Consider the following 19,256-nt stretch of genomic DNA (forward strand, 5'->3'; position numbering starts at 1 on the left):
GCTTAGAACCAGACTTCGCTTTGAATGCCAAAGGCCCATTGGCTGCCGGTAAATTCATCAGAGCCAAACGAATCAGTCGCTGAGTAATCGTTAAGCTCGTCGTCCCAATCACTCCAGGTTGCGAACAGACGAATTTCAGGCCGTTGCCAGAACCCTCCCACTTCGGGTTTGAACGTCGGCGCGATAGTAAACTTGGTGTAGTCCCCATCTACCTCATTGCGGTCAGAATAGCCCTGAGGATCAATATCGATCATCTGGTAGCTGGCTTCGTACTGCATTTCGAAGTTTTCAGTCAGCTCGTTGGCCAAGCGGACGTTGAGCGTGGCCCAGTCATACGAATCGCCTTCTGCAAAACGGTCTTCGCTGGTTTCAGCAAGCACTGAGGGCGCAATACGCCATTTGGGTGCAAGATAGGTAGTCCCATAAAGCGCTAGACGGGTTGAGTTGGCATCATCGGTCAAATCACCGTTGGCGCCGATGTTTTTCGTCTCGGCGCCCAGGCCCTGGCCATGCAGCACCGCCGCTTTATAACTGCCCTCGCCCATGCCGAAGAAGCTGTCGCCGTGATAGGCCACCATGGTGTGGAAACCATTTTCGGCAGCATCCTGACCTGACCCGATATCACGGGTGTCGTTATCGGCTGCCGACATGCCGTTGACCATCCACTGCCAGTTACCAAAGTAGTTGTTGGAGGTCAGGATCAGGTTATCGGTATTGCCCTCAAGGCCGGGGTCTTCACTGCTGACCACGTCAAAGTCGGCAAAGCTGCGGCCGTAAATCGACAGGTTGGATTTCCAGTTATCGGCCAGCTGCATGTCGTAAATACCGCCGCCGGTACCGGCGAGGAAGACCACATCGCTATCCAGCCAGTGGATGTCGAAGTTGTCGCGGTCAAAACGTTTACCGGCCCAGATGGAGGCGTTTTCAAACGCACCGGTAAAGCTCGGTAGATCGCTGAATTCGGCATATACCTGACGGACGTTGATATCCGACTCGCCGCCAGTCCAATCATTGCTCGAGGTGGTGCCGTCGGCAATCATGGTGCGGTATAGCGCTTTGGCGCCGTTATCGAAACGCATGCGGTAGTTCAGAATCGCTTCGGCATAGGTATCTGGCTCGTTACCCAAGCGACCCACCGCGCCGCCTTCAGGGCCTGCAGGGGTGACGTAAGGGCCACCCTCCGCACTTTTGCCATCTTCACCGATCAACAGGCCCGAGCGCGCATAGACATTGAATGAAAACCCTTCTTCGCCGTCAGCATAGCGCTCTACCCTTGCCAGACGCTCTTCAATTTCAGCATCGCTTTCAATATCGGCGGTTGCGGCGCGCTGCTGTTCAGCCTCGGCGGCACGCTGCTCGGCGGCGACGGCCCGCTGTTCAGCGGCGATAATCCGGGCTTCCAACCCGGCAAGCCGCTCTTCCATGGTGGTATCGGCCATGGCCGCACCGCTGACACCCAGGCTGGCGGCGGCGATGGCAATCGCCAGCGGTGTTTTGAAAGTCATTTTATCCATTGTTTTAAACCCTGTTGTTGTTCGACGCCCCGCCCATCACTGCTTTTTCAATCCGATGCGCATTAAAGCGGTCGCGTTTGAGTCGATCGTTGTAAAGCGTATTTATTCCAACAGTTGGTAAAGCAACTATTGCTACCAACCAAAACGCTGGAATACGTGAAACTTAATCGATTAAGACTTCGTAAACCAACCAGTAATCACTAATTATCGACCAATGTCTAAACACCAAGCATCGGGTTAGCACAACCTGAATAAATAATTAGACAAAAGTCTCTATTGAACTTGCTGGCAAGAGGCGGCTAACTAGGCGCATCAACTTAATCGTTTAAGTTCAAATTCGACGGGCTTGAACGGTGCGCTACCCGACAACAACAAACGCCGAGGAACCATCATGAAAAAAACGCTTTTAACGACCGCCATTGCACTCGCCAGCGCAACCGGTGGCATCAGTCAGGCCCAGGCGGCTGACCTGACCATTTCATGCGGTGCTGTGGGTGCCGAACTGACGCTTTGTGAAGAAGGCATTGAAGCGTGGGAAGAAAAAACCGGTCATGAGGTCGATGTGGTCTCGACACCCAACTCGTCCACCGAGCGGTTATCGCTCTATCAGCAGATCTTGTCGGCTAATTCCAGCGATATCGATGTGATGCAAATTGACGTTGTCTGGCCGGGCCTGTTGGCCAACCACCTGCTGGATTTGCGCGAAGTGCTGGGTAATGACGTCGCTGCTGGGCATTTCGAGACCATCGTGACCAACAACACCATCGACGACCGGCTGGTCGCCATGCCGTGGTTTACCGACGCGGGCGTGCTCTACTACCGCGAAGATCTGCTCGAAAAACATGGTCATGACGTGCCCACCACCTGGCAAGAACTTACCGAGACCGCCCGCGAGATCAAACAGGCCGAGCGCGAGGCAGGCAACGACCGCATGCAGGGCTATGTCTTCCAGGGACGCGCCTATGAAGGCTTGACGGTGAACGCCCTTGAATGGGTAGCTAGCCACGGTGGCGGCAACATTGTCGAGGCCGACGGTACTATCAGCATCAATAACCCGCAGGCCGCCGAAGCCCTCGACCTTGCCGCATCGTGGATCGGCGACATCTCGCCCAATGGCGTGCTCAATTACACCGAAGAAGAGGCCCGTGGTGTGTTCCAGAGCGGCAACGCGGTGTTCATGCGTAACTGGCCCTACGCCTGGGCGCTGGCGCAGAGCGAAGACAGCGACGTGCGCGATAAGGTTGGCGTCACCCAGTTACCGGCGGGCGGCGAAGACGGTAAAAGCGCCGCTGGCCTGGGTGGCTGGAACCTGGCGGTATCACGCTACACTGAAAACCCTGAACTGGCCGCCGAGCTCGTCGCCTTTCTGACCAGCGAAGAAGAGCAGAAGCGACGCGCCATTGAAGCCTCTTATAACCCCACTATCGATGCGCTCTACCAGGATGAAGAGGTGCTCGACGCCGTCCCCTTCTTCGGCACCCTTTACGAGACGTTCACCAATGCGGTGGCACGCCCGTCAGCTCCCACCGGTGATGCCTACGGCCGGGTGAGCAACGCCTTCTTTAGCGCTTCACACGAAGTACTGTCAGGCACGAAAGATGGCGCCCAAGCCGTTGAGGACCTGGAAAACGAGCTTCTGCGTTTGAAGCGTCGTAACTGGTAACGCTGGAGAGCCTAATGACGACTTCTCACTCAAGCGCGCCCGATGGGGCGCGCACAGCCGCATTGACGGCGCGGCGCTCTCGCGGCACCAAGGTGCGGCGCCAGCGCGTCAAAGCGGCCTGGTTATTCCTGACGCCCATGCTGGTCGCGCTAGCCCTGGTGGCTGGCTGGCCTTTATTTCGCACCTTCTTTTTAAGTTTTACCGACGCCTCGCTGTCTGACCTGGGCACAGCCAACTTCATCGGCTTTGAAAACTATCTGGTTCACGATAACGGCCGCTGGTTTGGCATCATGGCCGACCCCGTATGGTGGCAGTCGGTATGGAACACCGTCTATTTCTCGGTGGTGTCGGTATCGCTTGAGGTTGTCTTTGGCGTCATCGTCGCGCTGATTCTCAACGCGGAGTTTAAAGGGCGCACCATTGTGCGTGCCGCCGTACTGATTCCCTGGGCCATCCCCACCATCGTCTCGGCGCAAATGTGGGCATGGATGCTCAACGACCAGTTCGGCATCATCAACCACATGCTGATGGGGATCGGCGTCATCGACAACCCTATTGCCTGGACCGCCAGCGCCACCTACTCGATGTGGGCAGTGATCATGGTCGACGTCTGGAAAACCACTCCGTTTGTCGCCCTGCTGGTGCTTGCTGCGCTGCAGATGCTGCCCAAGGACTGTTACGAGGCCGCCGAGGTCGACGGCATTCATCCAGTGCGGGTGTTTTTCAAGGTAACGCTGCCACTGATAACGCCTGCCTTGATGGTGGCGGTGATTTTCCGTCTGCTCGACGCGCTGCGGGTGTTCGATGTCATCTACGTACTGACCTCGAATTCCACCAGCACCATGTCCATGTCGGTGTATGCACGCCAACAGCTGGTTGAGTTCCAGGACGTCGGTTATGGCAGCGCGGCGTCCACCCTGCTGTTCCTGATTATTGCCTTGGCAACCGTTGCCTACATCTATGCTGGCCGCAAGCAACTACAACTGGGAGGTGAGGCATGAACGCACGTCAGTTGAGTAAAATAGCCAAGCAGATCGGCTTCTGGGCACTAATCGTGCTGATCATGGTTTACGCCGTCTTCCCGTTTTATTACGCCGTGATTACCTCGTTCAAGCCATCGAGCGAGCTGTTCCGTGTCGAGCTATGGCCTTCTTCCTGGCACCTGGGCAACTATGTTCAAGTATTGACCCAAGCCAGCTTTTTACGCGCCATCTTGAACTCCATTGTGGTGGCGACCAGCGTGGTATTTATCGCCCTGTTGCTGGGTATCACGGCCTCCTATGCCCTGGGTCGCGTACGTTTTCGCGGGCGCTCAACGGTATTGCTGGTCATTCTGGGGGTATCGATGTTTCCCCAGGTGGCAGTGCTCTCCGGGCTGTTTGAAGTTATCCGCACGCTCAACCTCTACAACAACCCGGCCGGGCTGATCTTGAGTTACACCATCTTCACCCTGCCCTTCACGGTGTGGGTGCTGACCACCTTCATGAAGCAGCTCCCCATGGAACTTGAAGAAGCCGCCATCATGGATGGCGCCACCCCGTGGATCACCATTACCAAGGTGTTTTTACCCCTGATGTGGCCTGCCATGGCGACCACCGGGCTGCTCGCCTTTATTGCCGCGTGGAACGAGTTTCTGTTCGCGCTTACCTTCACCCTGACCGACACCCAGCGCACCGTACCGGTGGCGATCGCCCTGCTGTCCGGCGGCAGCGCCTACGAATTGCCCTGGGGCCCCATCATGGCTGCGTCTGTCGTGGTAACAGTTCCGCTGGTGGTGCTGGTGATCATCTTCCAACGCCGCATCGTCTCTGGACTCACCGCTGGCGCCGTCAAAGGCTAAGGATTTTTAATGTCATCAACGGACTCTCTCATGCAAGATACCCAAGACACAAAAGCCTGGTGGCGCGGCGGCGTTATCTATCAGATTTATCCGCGCAGCTTCATGGACAGCCGCGGTGACGGTATCGGTGATTTACCCGGCGTTACTGAAAAGCTCGACTATGTAGCATCACTCAATGTCGACGGTATCTGGCTATCGCCTTTCTTTACCTCGCCAATGCTCGACTTCGGCTACGACATCAGCAACTACCGCGACGTTGATCCGATGTTCGGCACCCTGGACGACTTCAAGGCGCTGCTGGCCAAAGCGCACAGGCTTGGCCTGAAAGTGATGATCGACCAGGTCATCAGCCATACCTCGGATCAGCATGCCTGGTTTCAGGAAAGCCGTCAGGATCGCACCAACCCCAAGGCCGACTGGTTTGTATGGGCAGACCCCAAGCCAGACGGCACGCCACCCAACAACTGGCTGTCGATTTTTGGCGGGCCGGCATGGACCTTTGAGCCACGCCGCCAGCAGTATTACATGCATAACTTTTTAACCAGCCAGCCGGACGTCAACTTCCATAACCCGGAAGCACGTCAGGCCCAGCTGGATAATATGCGCTTCTGGCTGGAGCTGGGTGTCGATGGCTTCCGCCTGGACACGGTCAACTTTTTCTTCCATGACGCGGCGTTACGCGACAACCCGCCTGTTCCCAAAGGCGAAGCCAAAACCCTGGGCGCCCCGGACAGCAATCCGTATACCTGGCAACGTCATGTTTATGATCTCAGCCGCCCGGAAAATCTCGACTTCCTTAAAGACCTGCGCGCGCTGATGGATGAGTACCCCGGCACCACGACTGTGGGTGAAATTGGCGATGACAACCCGCTGGAGCGCATGGCCGAGTACACCGCGGGCGGCGACAAGCTGCACATGGCTTATACCTTTGACCTGCTTAACAAGCCACATTCCGCTGCGTATCTACGTGAAGTGATCGAGCGTTTCCAGCGGCTGGCGGGCGATGCCTGGCCGTGCTGGGCCACCTCGAATCACGATGTTGAGCGCAGTGCCTCGCGCTGGGGCACCGACGAAGACCCAACGGCCTATCCTAAAGTTTCCCTGGCGATGCTGTTTTCACTACGTGGCAGCGTCTGCCTTTATCAGGGCGAAGAGCTTGGCCTTCCCGAAGCCGACGTCCCCTTTGAACGCATTCAGGACCCCTATGGCAAGGTGCTATGGCCCGAGTTCAAGGGCCGCGATGGCTGTCGCACCCCGATGCCCTGGGATGGTTCGCCCCAGGCTGGCTTTTCAAGCGCTGAGCCATGGCTGCCGATCTCGCCACGACATCGCGAGCTTGCCGTCAGTCAGCAACAGGGCGACCCGGCGTCCCCCCTTAATGCCACACGCCAGTTGCTGGCGTTTCGTCGCCAGCACGCTGCGCTGTTTGATGGCAATTTGACGCTGGTCGACGTGGGCGATGACCTACTGGGCTTTACCCGTCAACACGACGACGAATCCCTGCTGTGCGTTTTCAACCTGACCGGCCAAGCGCAAGAGGTCTCGCTCCCCGTTACGGTGGCCGGCGACCTCGATGGTCATGGCTTCAACTATCAGCGCGACGGCAACCGGCTGAGGCTCCCTGCTTACCAGGCGGCCTTTATGCGCACCGCCTAGACCGTTTTAAACAACAACAGGCCAACCCGGGGCAAAAGTCTTGAGGTTGGCAAGGAGTCACCCATGGCAAGTGTTACGCTTGAAAAAATTAATAAGGTGTTTGGCCGCGACCACATCATCGACGATGTCGACCTTGAAATCGGCGACGGCGAATTCGTCGTTTTCGTCGGCCCATCGGGCTGCGGTAAATCCACCCTGCTACGCCTGATTGCCGGTCTTGAGTCGATTACCGATGGCGATTTACGTATCGACGATACTGTGGTCAACGACTTACCACCACGTGAACGCGGTGTCGGCATGGTCTTCCAGTCCTACGCGCTCTACCCGCATATGTCGGTCTACGAGAACATGGCCTTCGGCCTAAAGCTGGCGAAAAAGACCAAGGAAACTATCGACGACCGCGTGATGGCGACGGCGCGCATCCTGCAACTGGAGGAGCTACTGCACCGCAAACCCAAGGCGCTTTCCGGTGGACAGCGTCAGCGTGTGGCCATGGGGCGTGCCATGGCCCGGGAGCCACGTATTCTGCTGTTCGATGAGCCGCTTTCCAACCTCGATGCCTCGCTGCGCGTGCAAATGCGCAACGAGATCGCGCGTCTGCATTATCGCCTGGGCTCCACCATGATTTACGTGACCCACGACCAGGTGGAAGCCATGACCCTCGCCGACAAGATCGTGGTGCTCAACGGCGGCCATGTCGAACAGGTGGGCAGCCCTCAAGAGCTTTACCAGCGCCCCGCGACCAAATTCGTTGCCGGGTTCATCGGCTCGCCCACCATGAATTTCATACCTGCCCAACTGCTGGCAAACGATGACAATGGCTGCCGGGTACTCGCTGCTGGAGTCGGCGAACTCGCCTTGCCACAGGATGCAAGGGCGCAGCCGCAAAGTGCCCCGCTCAGTATTGGCGTGCGCCCGGAACACCTCCGCTTGGCAGAACCGTCTGGAGAAAATCGCTTCGAAATCGTCAACGTGGAATACCTGGGTAACGAAGTCTACGTATATCTGGACCCAAAAGCAGGGGATACGCTATTGATCCATCGCAGCGAAGCCCCGAGCCAGTGGAAACTGGGGCAGCACGTCGCGCTGGTGCCTGACACCCAGCATGTTCACCTGTTCGACGAGGGCGGTGCCGCCCTGGATTTGCCTGCTCAACGACAGGCCGCTTAATCGGCACAACTTGACCACTCCACTTACTGACCCACGCCGATCGCGACAAGCATTATGAGGCGAGGCTTGTCGGGAGACAGCGTGGGTCGGTATTCTTGAGAATGGACGTCTCATCATTAGTTTGCATAGGAAAACCCGTGACACCACCCCGCCGAATGACGCTCAAGGACCTTGCCCGTGAACTCGGCGTCTCGACTGCCTCCATTTCCAACGCCTTTAACCGGCCGGACCAGCTATCTCCCACCCTACGCGAACGCATCTTGAGTGAGGCGGCCCGTCTGGGCTATAGCGGCCCTGATGCCAAAGCCCGCAGCTTGCGTACCGGACGCTCACGGATCATCGCCGTGGTGCTAGCGGAGAGTCTCACTTACAGCTTGAATGATGCGGTGGCCAGTGAATTTTTATCCGGCGTCGCCGAGGTGCTCGACGCCCATGGGCACACCTTGTTGCTCTTGCCAGGGCGGGGGCACGACTCACAGCCGGCCGGCTCGGCGAATATTGCCGACGGTTTTATCGTCTACGGCTTGATGCCCAACAATCAGCTGTTGAATCGACTACCGGCGCAGCGTCCGATCGTGTCCGTGGACTTTGATGTGGTTGACTGCCCAACGGTGCACATAGACGATAGCGAGGCCAGCTATCACATCGCCTGTCATGCCCTGAAACAACAACCTATGCGCCCGGCCATCATCAACCTACGGTTGACTAAAGAAGCCTGCAACGGTCGCGTGACGCCCGAGCACACCCTGCTGCCCAATACCAGTACGATCAGCCGCGCACGGCTGGAAGGTTTCCATACCGCACTCAGCGAACACGGGGTGGATACACAACAAGTACCGCTGTGGAATATTGAGGAGAATACGTTCGAGGTGTGCGGGCCGGTGTTGGCAGAGTTGCTCGACCAACCTGAGCATCAGCGGCCCGACCTGCTGCTGTGCATGTCGGATCGCATTGCCCTGACGGCGCTGACGTTGGCCGAACAGCGCGGCATTCGGGTGCCTGAAGATCTGAGGATTACCGGGTTTGACGGCATTGCAGAGGGCCAGTACCGCGCTCCTCGTTTAACCACCGTTCGTCAGGATAGCGAAGGCAAGGGACGGGTCGCGGCACAGATGATTCTCGGCCTGTTGCCTGCCGAGCAACAACTGTTGAAAACGGAGCTGTTGCTCGGCGATACCTGCCCCTGATCCGTTGGATTACTTGGCGGCAGCCTGCATGGCTTCTGCGGTATCCAGCATGCGGTTGGAGAAGCCCCACTCGTTGTCGTACCAGGCCATGATTTTCACCAGCCGCCCGTTCACCCGGGTATGGTTGGTATCGAACGTGGACGAGTTGGCGTCGTGGTTGAAATCGATAGACACCAATGGCTGCGCGTTGACCGCCAAGACCGGTGAATTGACAGCCGCTTTTTCAACAACCGCGTTGATCTCTTCTGCAGTGGTGTCACGGCCAGCGGTGAAGGTCAGGTCCACCAGCGAGACGTTGATCACCGGCACCCGAACCGCCAGGCCATCGAATTTCCCCTCAAGCTCTGGCAGCACCTTGCCAACGGCAGCCGCGGCGCCGGTCTTGGTCGGAATCATCGACTGGGTTGCACTGCGCGCCCGGTAGGGGTCAGTGTGATAGACATCCGACAGATTCTGGTCGTTGGTATAGGCATGCACCGTCGTCATCAGGCCATTCTCGATACCCACGGCATCGTTTAACGCCTTGGCAACCGGTGCTAGGCAATTCGTTGTGCAGGAGGCATTCGAGACCACTTTATGGTCGGCGGTGAGTGTCTCTTCATTGACGCCGTAAACAATCATGGCATCGGCATCGGGGCTGGGGGCCGAGATCAATACGCGCTTGGCACCCGCCTCAATATGCTTGGCTGCCGCTTCACGCTTGGTGAATAAGCCGGTGCATTCCATGACGATATCGATGTCCATCGACGCCCAGGGCAATTTAGCAGGATCCCGCTCGGAGGAGATCGCGATGCGGTCGCCGTCGACGCTGATGCTTTCCGCGTCATGATCGACAGAATAGGGAAAGTGACCGTGGACGGTGTCATGGCGAAGCAGGTGGGAGTTAAGCGACGGATCGCCCAGGTCGTTGATCGCAACGACCTGCATACGATCACGGTAGCCGTTTTCATAGAGGGCGCGTAGTACGTTACGGCCAATCCGACCGAAACCGTTGATAGCGACTCTTGTTGTCATGGAGCACCTCACCTTTGCAGAGAACGTTTGTAACAAAAATACATAGCTGATTTTTTGCTACATAACCAATTCTATATTTCGTAAAAAATTACTCAAAAATACGTAGTTAAGCACCTTATTGGGGTCGTCGGTGTGTCTCAAGCCTCCAAAAAGGCAAACCATCAATCAATATGTAGTAAAATTACTATATAGACGCTATCGTAGTCCACAACTTAATAGCCTGCAATTTCAATATCCAGCGCAGCGCCAACAATAACCAATGGCCGACCCAGGAGAATGTGCAATGACGAGCCAACCCCTCTCGCTCCCCTTACGCCGCACCAAGATCGTGGCCACGCTAGGCCCTGCCAGCGACCGCCCAGGCGTTCTGGAAGCCATGCTTAAAGCGGGCGTCGACGTCGTTCGCCTCAACTTTTCCCATGGCGCTGCCGATGACCACCGGCGGCGTCTCCAGGACGTCCGCGAGATCGCCCAACGACTGGGCCGCAGCGTTGCCGTATTGGGCGACCTCCAGGGACCCAAGATTCGTATTGCCCGCTTCAAGGATGCGGCCATCCACCTCACCCAGGGCCAGCCGTTTATCCTCGACATGGCAATGGAGGCCGATCAGGGCGACCAGGAGCGGGTCGGCTGTGACTACAAATCGCTGATCGATGACGTCACCACCGGCGACCGCCTGCTGCTTGACGATGGCCGCGTGGTACTGGATGTCACCCAAGTGGTTGACCAGGAAGTTCACACCCGAGTTCATGTGGGTGGCAAACTGTCCAACAATAAAGGCATCAACAAGCAAGGCGGCGGTCTTTCCGCCCCAGCGCTCACTGAAAAGGACAAGGCTGACCTGATTACCGCCCTGGATATCGGCGTGGACTATTTGGCGGTTTCCTTCCCGCGTAGTGCTGCCGATATGCAAGAGGCACGCGACCTGCTGGGCGAGGCTGGAAGAGAAATCGGCCTGGTCGCCAAGCTCGAACGCGCCGAAGCCGTGGCCAACGACGAAACCCTGGATGGCATTATCCTGGCCTCAGAAGCGGTGATGGTAGCCCGCGGCGATCTGGGCGTGGAAATTGGTGACGAAGCGCTGATTGGCACGCAAAAACGCATCATCAAGCATGCCCGCACTCTGAATCGTGCAGTGATTACCGCCACGCAGATGATGGAATCGATGATCGAGTCGCCGCTGCCCACGCGCGCCGAAGTGTTCGACGTGGCCAACGCGGTGCTGGATGCCACCGATGCGGTCATGCTCTCGGCCGAAACCGCCGCGGGCGATTATCCAGTTGAAACCATCGAGGCGATGAACCGCGTCTGCCTGGGCGCCGAGCGCGAGCGCATTGCCCAGGAGTCGAGCCACCGCATTCACGAAGGCTTCGAGCGCATTGACGAGACGATCGCTCTATCCGCGATGTATGCAGCCAACCATCTCGAGGGCGTCAGTGTCATCGCCTGCATGACTGCCACCGGCTACACGCCCCTGATTGCGTCGCGCATTCGCTCCAAGCTGCCAATTGTCGGCCTGGCCCATAGCCCCATCGCTCAGCGACGCATGGCGTTGTATCGGGGCGTTGTCTCGATACCGTTCGACACGACCCATATGCAGGCAGAAGACGTCAACGGCGAGGCGCTGAGATTATTAAAAGCCCACGGCTTGGCGGATCCCGGCGAGCATGTCATTCTGACCCGAGGTGACCATATGAACGCCCATGGCGGCACCAACACCATGAAGGTGTTAGCGGTGGCGGCCGAGTCGCAATGATCCTGCTTTGGAGATCCATACCATGAATGATGCGCGCCCTCCTCGTCAGGCGACTCGTACGCTCCAGGCCCGCAAGCGGATTGCGTTGATCGCCCATGACGGCAAGAAAACCGAAATGCTTGAATGGGCGACGCGCTGGAAGGATACGCTGGGCCGCCACGAACTGCTCGGCACCGGCACGACAGCAAAGCGCTTGCACGACGCGCTGGGACTGCCTATCGAAGGGTTGATGAGCGGACCGCTTGGCGGTGACCAACAGATTGGCGCGCGCATCGCCGAGCAGGCGCTCGACGTGCTGATTTTTTTCTGGGACCCGTTCGCTCCCCAGCCCCATGACCCGGATGTCAAAGCGCTGCTTCGCCTTGCGGCACTATGGAACGTCCCGGTGGCATGCAATGCAGCGAGCGCCGACTTTGTCCTTTCCTCGCCTTACCTGGATGAAAGCTACGACATGTCGATTCCTGATGCCAACGCCTGGGCCGCGGCACGCACGGAGTGACTGACCACCGACCGGCTGCTAATGAGTCAGCTCAACCACTTGGCTCAGGCCCTCATTTGCGCACCGGGATGGCGGGTGCGCAAATGCCTTGCGACCACTTGCTGGCCGCATTGAGGTTCGCCCTCTGTCGCGGCCAATGCACAGCGCAGCGTCAGCTCAGCGATGCGATCGTAATCCTGCAAGGCTGAATTGACCGGCTGAGGCAAAAAGTCCAGCAGGCGATGATCCCCAAAGGTGGCCAACCGCATCCCTTCCGGCAAACCTCCTCGCTCCAGAAAGACATCAAACGCCCCTTCCAACAGCGTATAGGACGCGGTGACCAATGCATCTGCCCCGCCCTCTTCATCTAGTAGCTTGACCGCCAGCCGGGCGCCTTCGCTACGCTCATAGTGCGTACCGCTTAGATATAGCGGCGTAATGGACGTGCCCGCAAGTGCTTGTTCGAATCCCGCCCTGCGTTCTCGGCTGATGGAAAGGTCAGGCATCGCTTCCAGCCATGCAACGCGCCGGGTAGCAGGATCAATCACCGAGTGGGTCAGCGCCAGCGATGCTTGGCGGTCGTTACTGACCACACTGGCAAAACGCGCAGGATCCAGCCCCCGGTCCATTCCCACCACGCTCCAGCCCTCTTTTACCAGGTCTGCGTAAAACGGATCATCGCTGGCCAGACAACTCGCCGTGATAAGCACTTCACAGCGCTGCGCACGCAGCGCTAGCGCCAGCGCCCGCTCGCTGTCCGGGCAGTCATCGGAGCTCACCACCAGCAGTTGATAGCCACGTTCGCGAGCGCCCCGCTCTATGCGCTTGGCAAGCCGCGCGTAACTGATGTTTTCCAGATCGGGCACGATCAACCCCAGTAAACGACTCGCTCCCCGGCGCAATGCGGCCGCCTGGGGATCAATGTGATAGCGGTGCTGGCGAACGACCGACATCACCTTGTCGATGGTCGCCTGGCTAATGCGGCGCTTTTCGGCCTGGCCATTAATCACATAGCTGGCGGTAGTACGTGATACCCCGGCAAGCCGGGCTATATCGGCAAGTGTCATGAATTTCCCCTCTGATTGCCGCCAGTTTAACAGTCGACAGACGCCCATCAGACCAAAGTCTAGGCGCGAACCTCTTGTGTCCTGAAGTGAATCGATTCAGCATAGCCAACTATACACAGATGACACGATTCATCCAGCCCACTTCGGTGCGCTACGACCATGGTTCTACACGGAGACACCTATGCTGACGCTCGGCTCTGATGACATATTGCTGGACTGCCATGCTGACGACTGGCAAGCAGCACTCAACAGCGCTGCCGATGCGCTGGTGGCGGCGGGGTTTGTCGACCCTGATTACCGTGACGGCCTGCTCGACCGGGAAGCTCAATCCTCGACGTTTCTGGGCAATGCCATCGCCATCCCCCACGGCACCCCGGAAAGCCGCCAATACGTCAAGCAAACCGGGGTACGCGTTTTACAATTCCCCCAAGGCGTTCAGTGGCACGACGGCCAACAGGTGCACGTACTGGTGACTATCGCCGCGCAAAACGACGAGCACCTCGATATCCTGCGCCAACTGACCCATGTATTGGACCGCGAAGGTGTCGCTGAGCAACTGGCTAACGCCACCTCCGCCGACGATGTGGCGCGCCTGCTTTCCAAGCCAGCCGTGGTGCCACGTCTGGATAACGAAACGCTGTGTGTTAGCTTCCCCGCCAAGGACCTGCAGGAATTGACGCTAGCCGCTGCCGCGCGACTGCGTCAAAGCGGCTGTGTCGATAATACGTTTATTAGTGCCATTGCCTCTGTCGAACCCACCTGGCTGGGGAATGGCCTATGGCTGGCAAGCCACCCTCATGGTGTCGCCCAGCCTGCACTGGGTGTCGCAACCCCGGCAGATACATCACTGAGCCATCAGGAACATCCCGTGCATGCCTTGTTCTGCCTCGCGGCCAGCGGCGAGAGCCATCGTTCGCTGCTTGAGCAATTACTGCCACTCCTTGATCACAGCGAAAGCAAAAGCCTGGTCAATAAAACCAGCGCCCAGTGGCTGGCCGCCTTGGCGGGTGAAACTGCCAGCACACAAACTCAACGTGCCCGCGTGCTGAACCCTCACGGCCTGCACGCCCGCCCGGCCAAGCAACTGGTACAAATTGCCCGCGCCCAGGCGGTGCCGATCAACGTTCGACTGGAAGAAGGCAGCGCCACGCCGGTTTCCGCCGCCAGCTTGACCAAGGTGATTGGCATGGGCGCGAGACGCGGGCAATGGCTCGTGTTTTCTGCCGAGGGCGAGCAGGCAAGCCAGGCACTCGCGGCCGTCAGCGAGGCCGTCGAGTCTGGCCTGGGCGAGAAGGTTGCCCCATTTGATGGCGGCCGGGAAAGCCTCTCTCCCGCCACCGAAAGCACCAAACCCGCCGCCGAGCCGCTGGTTAACGATACGCCACATGCGGGCGTGGCCGCCTCCCCGGGGCTTGCCATTGCACCGGTATTTGTCATTCGCCCGGTAAGCTTTGAATACCCGCAACACGCCGACGATCCCGAACAAGAGGCTGCCCGTCTTCGCGAGGCGCTGAAGGAAGGTGCCACCCAGTTGGAAACACTGGTGCATGACGCGCCGGGCGGTGAAGTCGCCGACATTCTTTCCATGCACGAAGAAATGCTCGACGACCCGGAGCTGCACCAGGCCGCCATTGATGCTATCCGCGAAGGGGCGTCGGCAGAGGCGGGCTGGTGGGAAGCCATCGACACCGCCGCCCACGCCCAGGAAATGCTTGCCGACCGGCTACTGGCCGAACGCGCCGCCGACCTGCGCGACGTGGGCCGCCGAGTCCTTGGCGTGCTGTGTGACGTCAAGCTGCCCGAGCCGCCCGACCATCCGTATATTCTTGTGATGGACGATATTGGCCCGTCTGATGTCGCGCGACTGGATACCTCGCGAGTGCGTGGCCTGCTCACCGTTCGCGGCGGCGCTACAGCGCACAGCGCGATTCTGGCCCGCGCGTTAGGCATTCCGGCGGTTGTCGGTGCCGGTGACGCCGTCATGGCGCTACCTGACGGCGGCATGATGATTCTTGATGGCGAACGCGGACGGGTCACCCACAAGCCTTCGGAAGACCGTCTGCAGCGCGCCGAGCAGCAATTGCTTGACCAGCAGCAGCGCGAAGCCGACGCCTGGGAAACGCGCTTTGAAACGGCTCAAACCCGCGACGGACACCGGGTCGAAGTCGCTGCCAACCTGGGCAATACCGCTCATGCGGAAGACGCCGTTGAACGCGGCGCCGAGGGGGTTGGCCTGCTGCGCACTGAATTCCTGTTCATGGCCCACGCCAGCGCGCCGGACCTATCCACCCAAATCGATGAATACCGCCAGGCGATTGACGCCCTTGGTGCCCGCCCGCTGGTGGCCCGCACGCTGGACGTCGGCGGTGACAAGCCACTGCCCTACTGGCCGGTGCCTCAAGAAGATAATCCCTTCCTTGGCCTGCGCGGCATTCGCCTGGCGCTGACCCAGCCGGAAGTGCTCGAAACCCAGTTTCGCGCGCTGTTGATGGCCGGCAAAGACAGCCCTTTGCGCATCATGCTGCCGATGGTCAAGGACATCGCCGAGTTCCGCGCCGCCAAGGCGATCTATGATCGGCTGCTGAGCGAAATTTCGCCATCACAACGTGCCACTGACGTGCAGCTCGGCGTGATGATCGAAGTGCCCTCCAGTGCCCTGCTGGCGCCATCGCTTGCCGCCGAGGTGGATTTCTTCTCGGTGGGCACCAACGATTTGACCCAGTACACCCTGGCCATCGACCGTGGCCATCCGGAGCTTTCCGCCCAGGCCGACGGCCTGCATCCCGCGGTACTGCGCTTGATCCAGATGACCGTTGACGCCGCCCATGCTCAGGGCAAATGGGTCGGTGTCTGCGGCGAACTGGCCTCAGACGCCATGGCGGTGCCGGTACTGGTCGGCCTGGGTGTCGATGAACTGTCGGTCAGCGCGCGCCAGATTCCGTTGGTCAAGGCACGGCTGCGCGAATTTGATCTGGCGGATGCCAAGGCCAGTGCTCAACTGGCGCTGGCTCAGGCCACCAGCGATGACGTGCGCGACGCGCTGGAGGCTCGCTGATGGCCCGTGTGCTATGCATTACGCTCAACCCGGCACTGGACCTGGCGTTCAGTCTTGACCAGCTCATTCCAGGGGCGGTTAACCGCCCCCACAGCGCACAGCTGGAAGCCGCGGGTAAAGGCGTCAATGTCGCCCGCGTACTGGCAGGGTTAGGCCATGACGTTACCGTGAGCGGTTTTCTGGGCGCTGACAACGACGCGCCTTTCGCGCTGGCCTTTCAGCACGCCGCCTTGCACGATGACTTTGTGCGCGTAGCAGGGGAAACACGCATCAATGCCAAGCTTGCTGAACAAAGCGGCCGGGTCACCGACATCAACGGGCCCGGCACGCCGATCACCTCAAAGGATCTGCAACGCTTAACGGCAAGGCTGGATGCACATTTATATAACGCCACACCGCCTCACGCCGTCGTGGTGGCGGGCAGTTTACCGCCGGGGCTCAGTCTCGATGACTTTCGTGCTTTTCTAAAGCACCTGAAGGCCAGCGGCGTTCCTCTCTGGGTGGATACCAGCGGCGCGGCACTTAACGCCGCCATTGAGGTAAAGCCCACCGCCGTCAAGCCCAACGAACTTGAGCTTGCACACTGGGCCGGTGCGCCGCTTGAAACCAGCCTTGCGCTGACCCAGGCGGTGCGTCGTCTGCATCAGGGCGGCGTGGAACAGGCGCTTGTTTCTGCCGGCGCCGATGGCGTGCTGTGGGTGAATGCCCAGGGCAGCTGGCAGGCAACGCCACCGTCCGTGACCGCCGTCAACACCGTGTGCGCCGGTGATACGCTCGTTGCGGGCATGCTCCACGGCCTGCTCAGCGGCCACGATCCCGAAACAACCCTTCGTTTTGCCACGGCATTATCTGCCGATGCGGTCCGCCATGTGGGCGTGGGTAACCCCCAGGCCGACGACTTCGACTCACTCCAACAACAGACCCGGGTACGGCGTCTTGACGACACCATCACCGAGGGAGCCACGCTATGAATATTATTCTGATTACCGCCTGCCCCAGCGGCATGGCGACCACCTTCCTCGCCGCCAAGCGGCTGGAGCAGGCTGCAGAACGCCAGGGCTGGCACGCTCATGTGGAAATGCACGGTGAGCTGGCGCCGCTTCAGGCGGCCACCGCCGAGCAGATTGCCAATGCCGACCTGATCGTCGTCGCGGCAGATCATGTGCCCGCGCCCGAGCGCTTTGAAGGCAAGCGGCTTTATCAAGCGCCGATTACCGACGCGCTCCCTGACCCGAGTGGCTTTTTGACCACGGCGAAACGCGATGCGCCGCTTTATCAGGCACCCACCGATGCACCCGCAGCCCGTTCTGCGGCGCCAAGCGCCACTGAAGGACAGAATATTGTCGCCGTGACGGCCTGCCCGACGGGCGTTGCGCACACCTTCATGGCGGCCGAGGCACTCGCCGAAGCCGGCAAAGCCATGGGCCACGCTATCCGCGTGGAAACCCAAGGCTCGGTAGGCGCACAAGATCAGCTGACGGATAAAGAGATCGCTGATGCTGACGTGGTCGTGCTGGCCTGCGACATCGACGTTGACCCTGCCCGCTTTGCGGGCAAGCGCATTTACCGCACTTCCACCGGCAGTGCCTTGAAAAAACCGCGCCCAACACTGGAAGCTGCCCTCGCTCACGCCAGCATTGAAGACGGCAACCAGCCCAGTGCCAGCAGTGAAGGCAAAAGCGTCAAAGAGAAAGGGGTTTACAAGCACCTGCTGACCGGTGTGTCGTTCATGCTGCCGATGGTGGTCGCTGGTGGCTTGCTGATCGCACTGTCGTTTGTGTTCGGTATCAACGCCGCCGAGGAAGAAGGCTCACTGGCCGCCGCGCTGATGAAAATCGGCGGCGGCACCGCCTTCGCGCTGATGATTCCGGTACTCGCCGGTTATATTGCCTACTCGATTGCCGACCGCCCCGGTATCGCGCCGGGCATGATTGGCGGCATGCTGGCAGCCGATATAGGCTCCGGCTTTATCGGCGGTATTCTGGCCGGTTTCCTGGCCGGTTACGTCGCCCTGGCGGTTACCCGCTACGTTAAACTGCCTTCGAGCATTGAATCGCTGAAGCCGATCCTGATTATTCCACTCATCGCCAGCCTGGTGACTGGCCTGGTAATGATCTATATCGTCGGCGAGCCGGTGGCGGGCATTCTTACCGCGCTGACCAGCTTCCTTGAAAACATGGGCTCCACCAACGCCGTGCTGCTGGGCATTCTGCTGGGCGCCATGATGTGTTTCGACCTGGGTGGCCCGGTCAACAAAGCCGCATATACCTTTGGCGTCGGACTTCTGGCCTCGGAAACCTATGGTCCCATGGCGGCGATCATGGCCGCTGGCATGGTACCTGCCATCGGCATGGGCATTGCCAGTCTGGTGGCACGCAATAAATTTTCCGCGCCCGAGCGCGAGGCAGGCAAGGCATCGTTTGTACTCGGCATGTGCTTTATCAGCGAAGGGGCGATTCCGTTTGCCGCCAAAGATCCGCTGCGGGTAATCCCTGCTTGCATGCTGGGCGGTGCCGTTACCGGCGCACTTTCCATGCTGGTAGGCGCTAAACTGATGGCCCCCCACGGCGGCATTTTTGTCCTGCTGATCCCCAATGCCATTACCCCCGTGCTGCTCTACCTGAGCGCGATTGTGGTCGGCTCGCTGATTACCGGTCTGAGCTATGCCATGATCAAACGGGGCGCTACTCAAGTGGCCATTGCCAGCTAAACAATGCCAGGCGGGCCAAGGCCCGCCTTTTTATTGGGCTCGCTATTGGTTTTATTACCGTACAACATGCTTTTGTTCACGATGGTTTGCCACAGCACGCGTTTTATGTAGTATTTTTACACACATAACATCAAGGCAACTCGCCG

General features: G+C 59.1%; 14 protein-coding genes. 11 read left to right on the forward strand and 3 right to left on the reverse strand.

Features of this window, described 5'->3' with window-relative positions:
- Nucleotides 1-2 precede the first annotated feature (2 nt).
- Entirely contained in the window at nucleotides 3-1,514 is a 1,512-nt protein-coding gene (locus B7L15_RS15735) for a carbohydrate porin (protein ID WP_085919882.1), read from the reverse strand.
- A gap of 391 nt (nucleotides 1,515-1,905) precedes the next feature.
- Between B7L15_RS15735 and B7L15_RS15740 the strand changes: the two genes are divergently transcribed.
- From B7L15_RS15740 to B7L15_RS15765, 6 genes are all read left to right on the forward strand, one after another.
- Nucleotides 1,906-3,177 carry an ABC transporter substrate-binding protein gene (locus tag B7L15_RS15740; protein ID WP_085919883.1) on the forward strand — a complete coding sequence of 424 codons (1,272 nt, stop codon included), beginning with the start codon at nucleotides 1,906-1,908 and terminating at the stop codon, nucleotides 3,175-3,177.
- Nucleotides 3,178-3,191: 14 nt separating this feature from the next.
- Nucleotides 3,192-4,178, forward strand: a complete 987-nt coding sequence (locus B7L15_RS15745) for a carbohydrate ABC transporter permease (protein ID WP_085919884.1) — start codon at nucleotides 3,192-3,194, stop codon at nucleotides 4,176-4,178.
- Entirely contained in the window at nucleotides 4,175-5,017 is an 843-nt protein-coding gene (locus B7L15_RS15750; RefSeq protein ID WP_085919885.1) for a carbohydrate ABC transporter permease, read from the forward strand. The genes B7L15_RS15745 and B7L15_RS15750 overlap by 4 nt, the downstream gene beginning before the upstream one ends.
- A 30-nt stretch (nucleotides 5,018-5,047) precedes the next feature.
- Nucleotides 5,048-6,673 (forward strand): alpha-glucosidase family protein, encoded by a 1,626-nt coding sequence (locus tag B7L15_RS15755; protein WP_085919886.1) that lies wholly within the window; start codon nucleotides 5,048-5,050, stop codon nucleotides 6,671-6,673.
- A gap of 63 nt (nucleotides 6,674-6,736) precedes the next feature.
- Nucleotides 6,737-7,843, forward strand: a complete 1,107-nt coding sequence (locus B7L15_RS15760; RefSeq protein ID WP_085919887.1) for an ABC transporter ATP-binding protein — start codon at nucleotides 6,737-6,739, stop codon at nucleotides 7,841-7,843.
- Nucleotides 7,844-7,980: 137 nt separating this feature from the next.
- Nucleotides 7,981-9,030 (forward strand): LacI family DNA-binding transcriptional regulator, encoded by a 1,050-nt coding sequence (locus B7L15_RS15765; RefSeq protein ID WP_254902960.1) that lies wholly within the window; start codon nucleotides 7,981-7,983, stop codon nucleotides 9,028-9,030.
- Nucleotides 9,031-9,039: 9 nt separating this feature from the next.
- On the opposite strand, the gene gap is transcribed toward B7L15_RS15765, so the two are convergent.
- Nucleotides 9,040-10,044, reverse strand: a complete 1,005-nt coding sequence (gene gap, locus B7L15_RS15770; protein ID WP_085919889.1) for a type I glyceraldehyde-3-phosphate dehydrogenase — start codon at nucleotides 10,042-10,044, stop codon at nucleotides 9,040-9,042.
- A 283-nt stretch (nucleotides 10,045-10,327) separates the two neighbouring features.
- On the opposite strand from gap, the gene pyk reads away from it, so the two are divergent.
- Nucleotides 10,328-11,800 carry a pyruvate kinase gene (gene pyk, locus B7L15_RS15775; RefSeq protein ID WP_085919890.1) on the forward strand — a complete coding sequence of 491 codons (1,473 nt, stop codon included), beginning with the start codon at nucleotides 10,328-10,330 and terminating at the stop codon, nucleotides 11,798-11,800.
- Nucleotides 11,801-11,822: 22 nt separating this feature from the next.
- On the forward strand, nucleotides 11,823-12,299 hold the full coding sequence (locus tag B7L15_RS15780; RefSeq protein WP_085919891.1) for a methylglyoxal synthase: 477 nt from the start codon (nucleotides 11,823-11,825) through the stop codon (nucleotides 12,297-12,299).
- Between the two features lie 44 nt (nucleotides 12,300-12,343).
- On the opposite strand, the gene cra is transcribed toward B7L15_RS15780, so the two are convergent.
- Nucleotides 12,344-13,345, reverse strand: coding sequence for a catabolite repressor/activator (gene cra / locus B7L15_RS15785; RefSeq protein ID WP_085919892.1), 1,002 nt, complete (start codon nucleotides 13,343-13,345; stop codon nucleotides 12,344-12,346).
- A gap of 181 nt (nucleotides 13,346-13,526) precedes the next feature.
- Here cra and ptsP point away from each other — a divergent pair, with 181 nt between their 5' ends.
- The 3 genes from ptsP to B7L15_RS15800 are packed head-to-tail and all read left to right on the forward strand — an operon-like array spanning nucleotide 13,527 to nucleotide 19,110.
- Complete coding sequence (gene ptsP, locus B7L15_RS15790) at nucleotides 13,527-16,400, forward strand: phosphoenolpyruvate--protein phosphotransferase (protein WP_085919893.1); 2,874 nt, start codon at nucleotides 13,527-13,529, stop codon at nucleotides 16,398-16,400.
- Nucleotides 16,400-17,371: a 1-phosphofructokinase gene (gene pfkB / locus B7L15_RS15795; protein WP_085919894.1), complete on the forward strand. Its 972-nt coding sequence runs from the start codon at nucleotides 16,400-16,402 to the stop codon at nucleotides 17,369-17,371. The genes ptsP and pfkB overlap by 1 nt, the downstream gene beginning before the upstream one ends.
- The gene (locus tag B7L15_RS15800) at nucleotides 17,368-19,110 is read left to right on the forward strand and encodes a PTS fructose-like transporter subunit IIB (RefSeq protein ID WP_085919895.1); all 1,743 of its coding nucleotides are present in this window, start codon (nucleotides 17,368-17,370) and stop codon (nucleotides 19,108-19,110) included. Before pfkB ends, B7L15_RS15800 begins: the two co-directional genes overlap by 4 nt.
- Nucleotides 19,111-19,256 lie beyond the last annotated feature (146 nt).

This window comes from Halomonas sp. CSM-2, assembly GCF_002119345.1.
GTDB classification, from domain to species: Bacteria; Pseudomonadota; Gammaproteobacteria; order Pseudomonadales; family Halomonadaceae; genus Vreelandella; species Vreelandella janggokensis.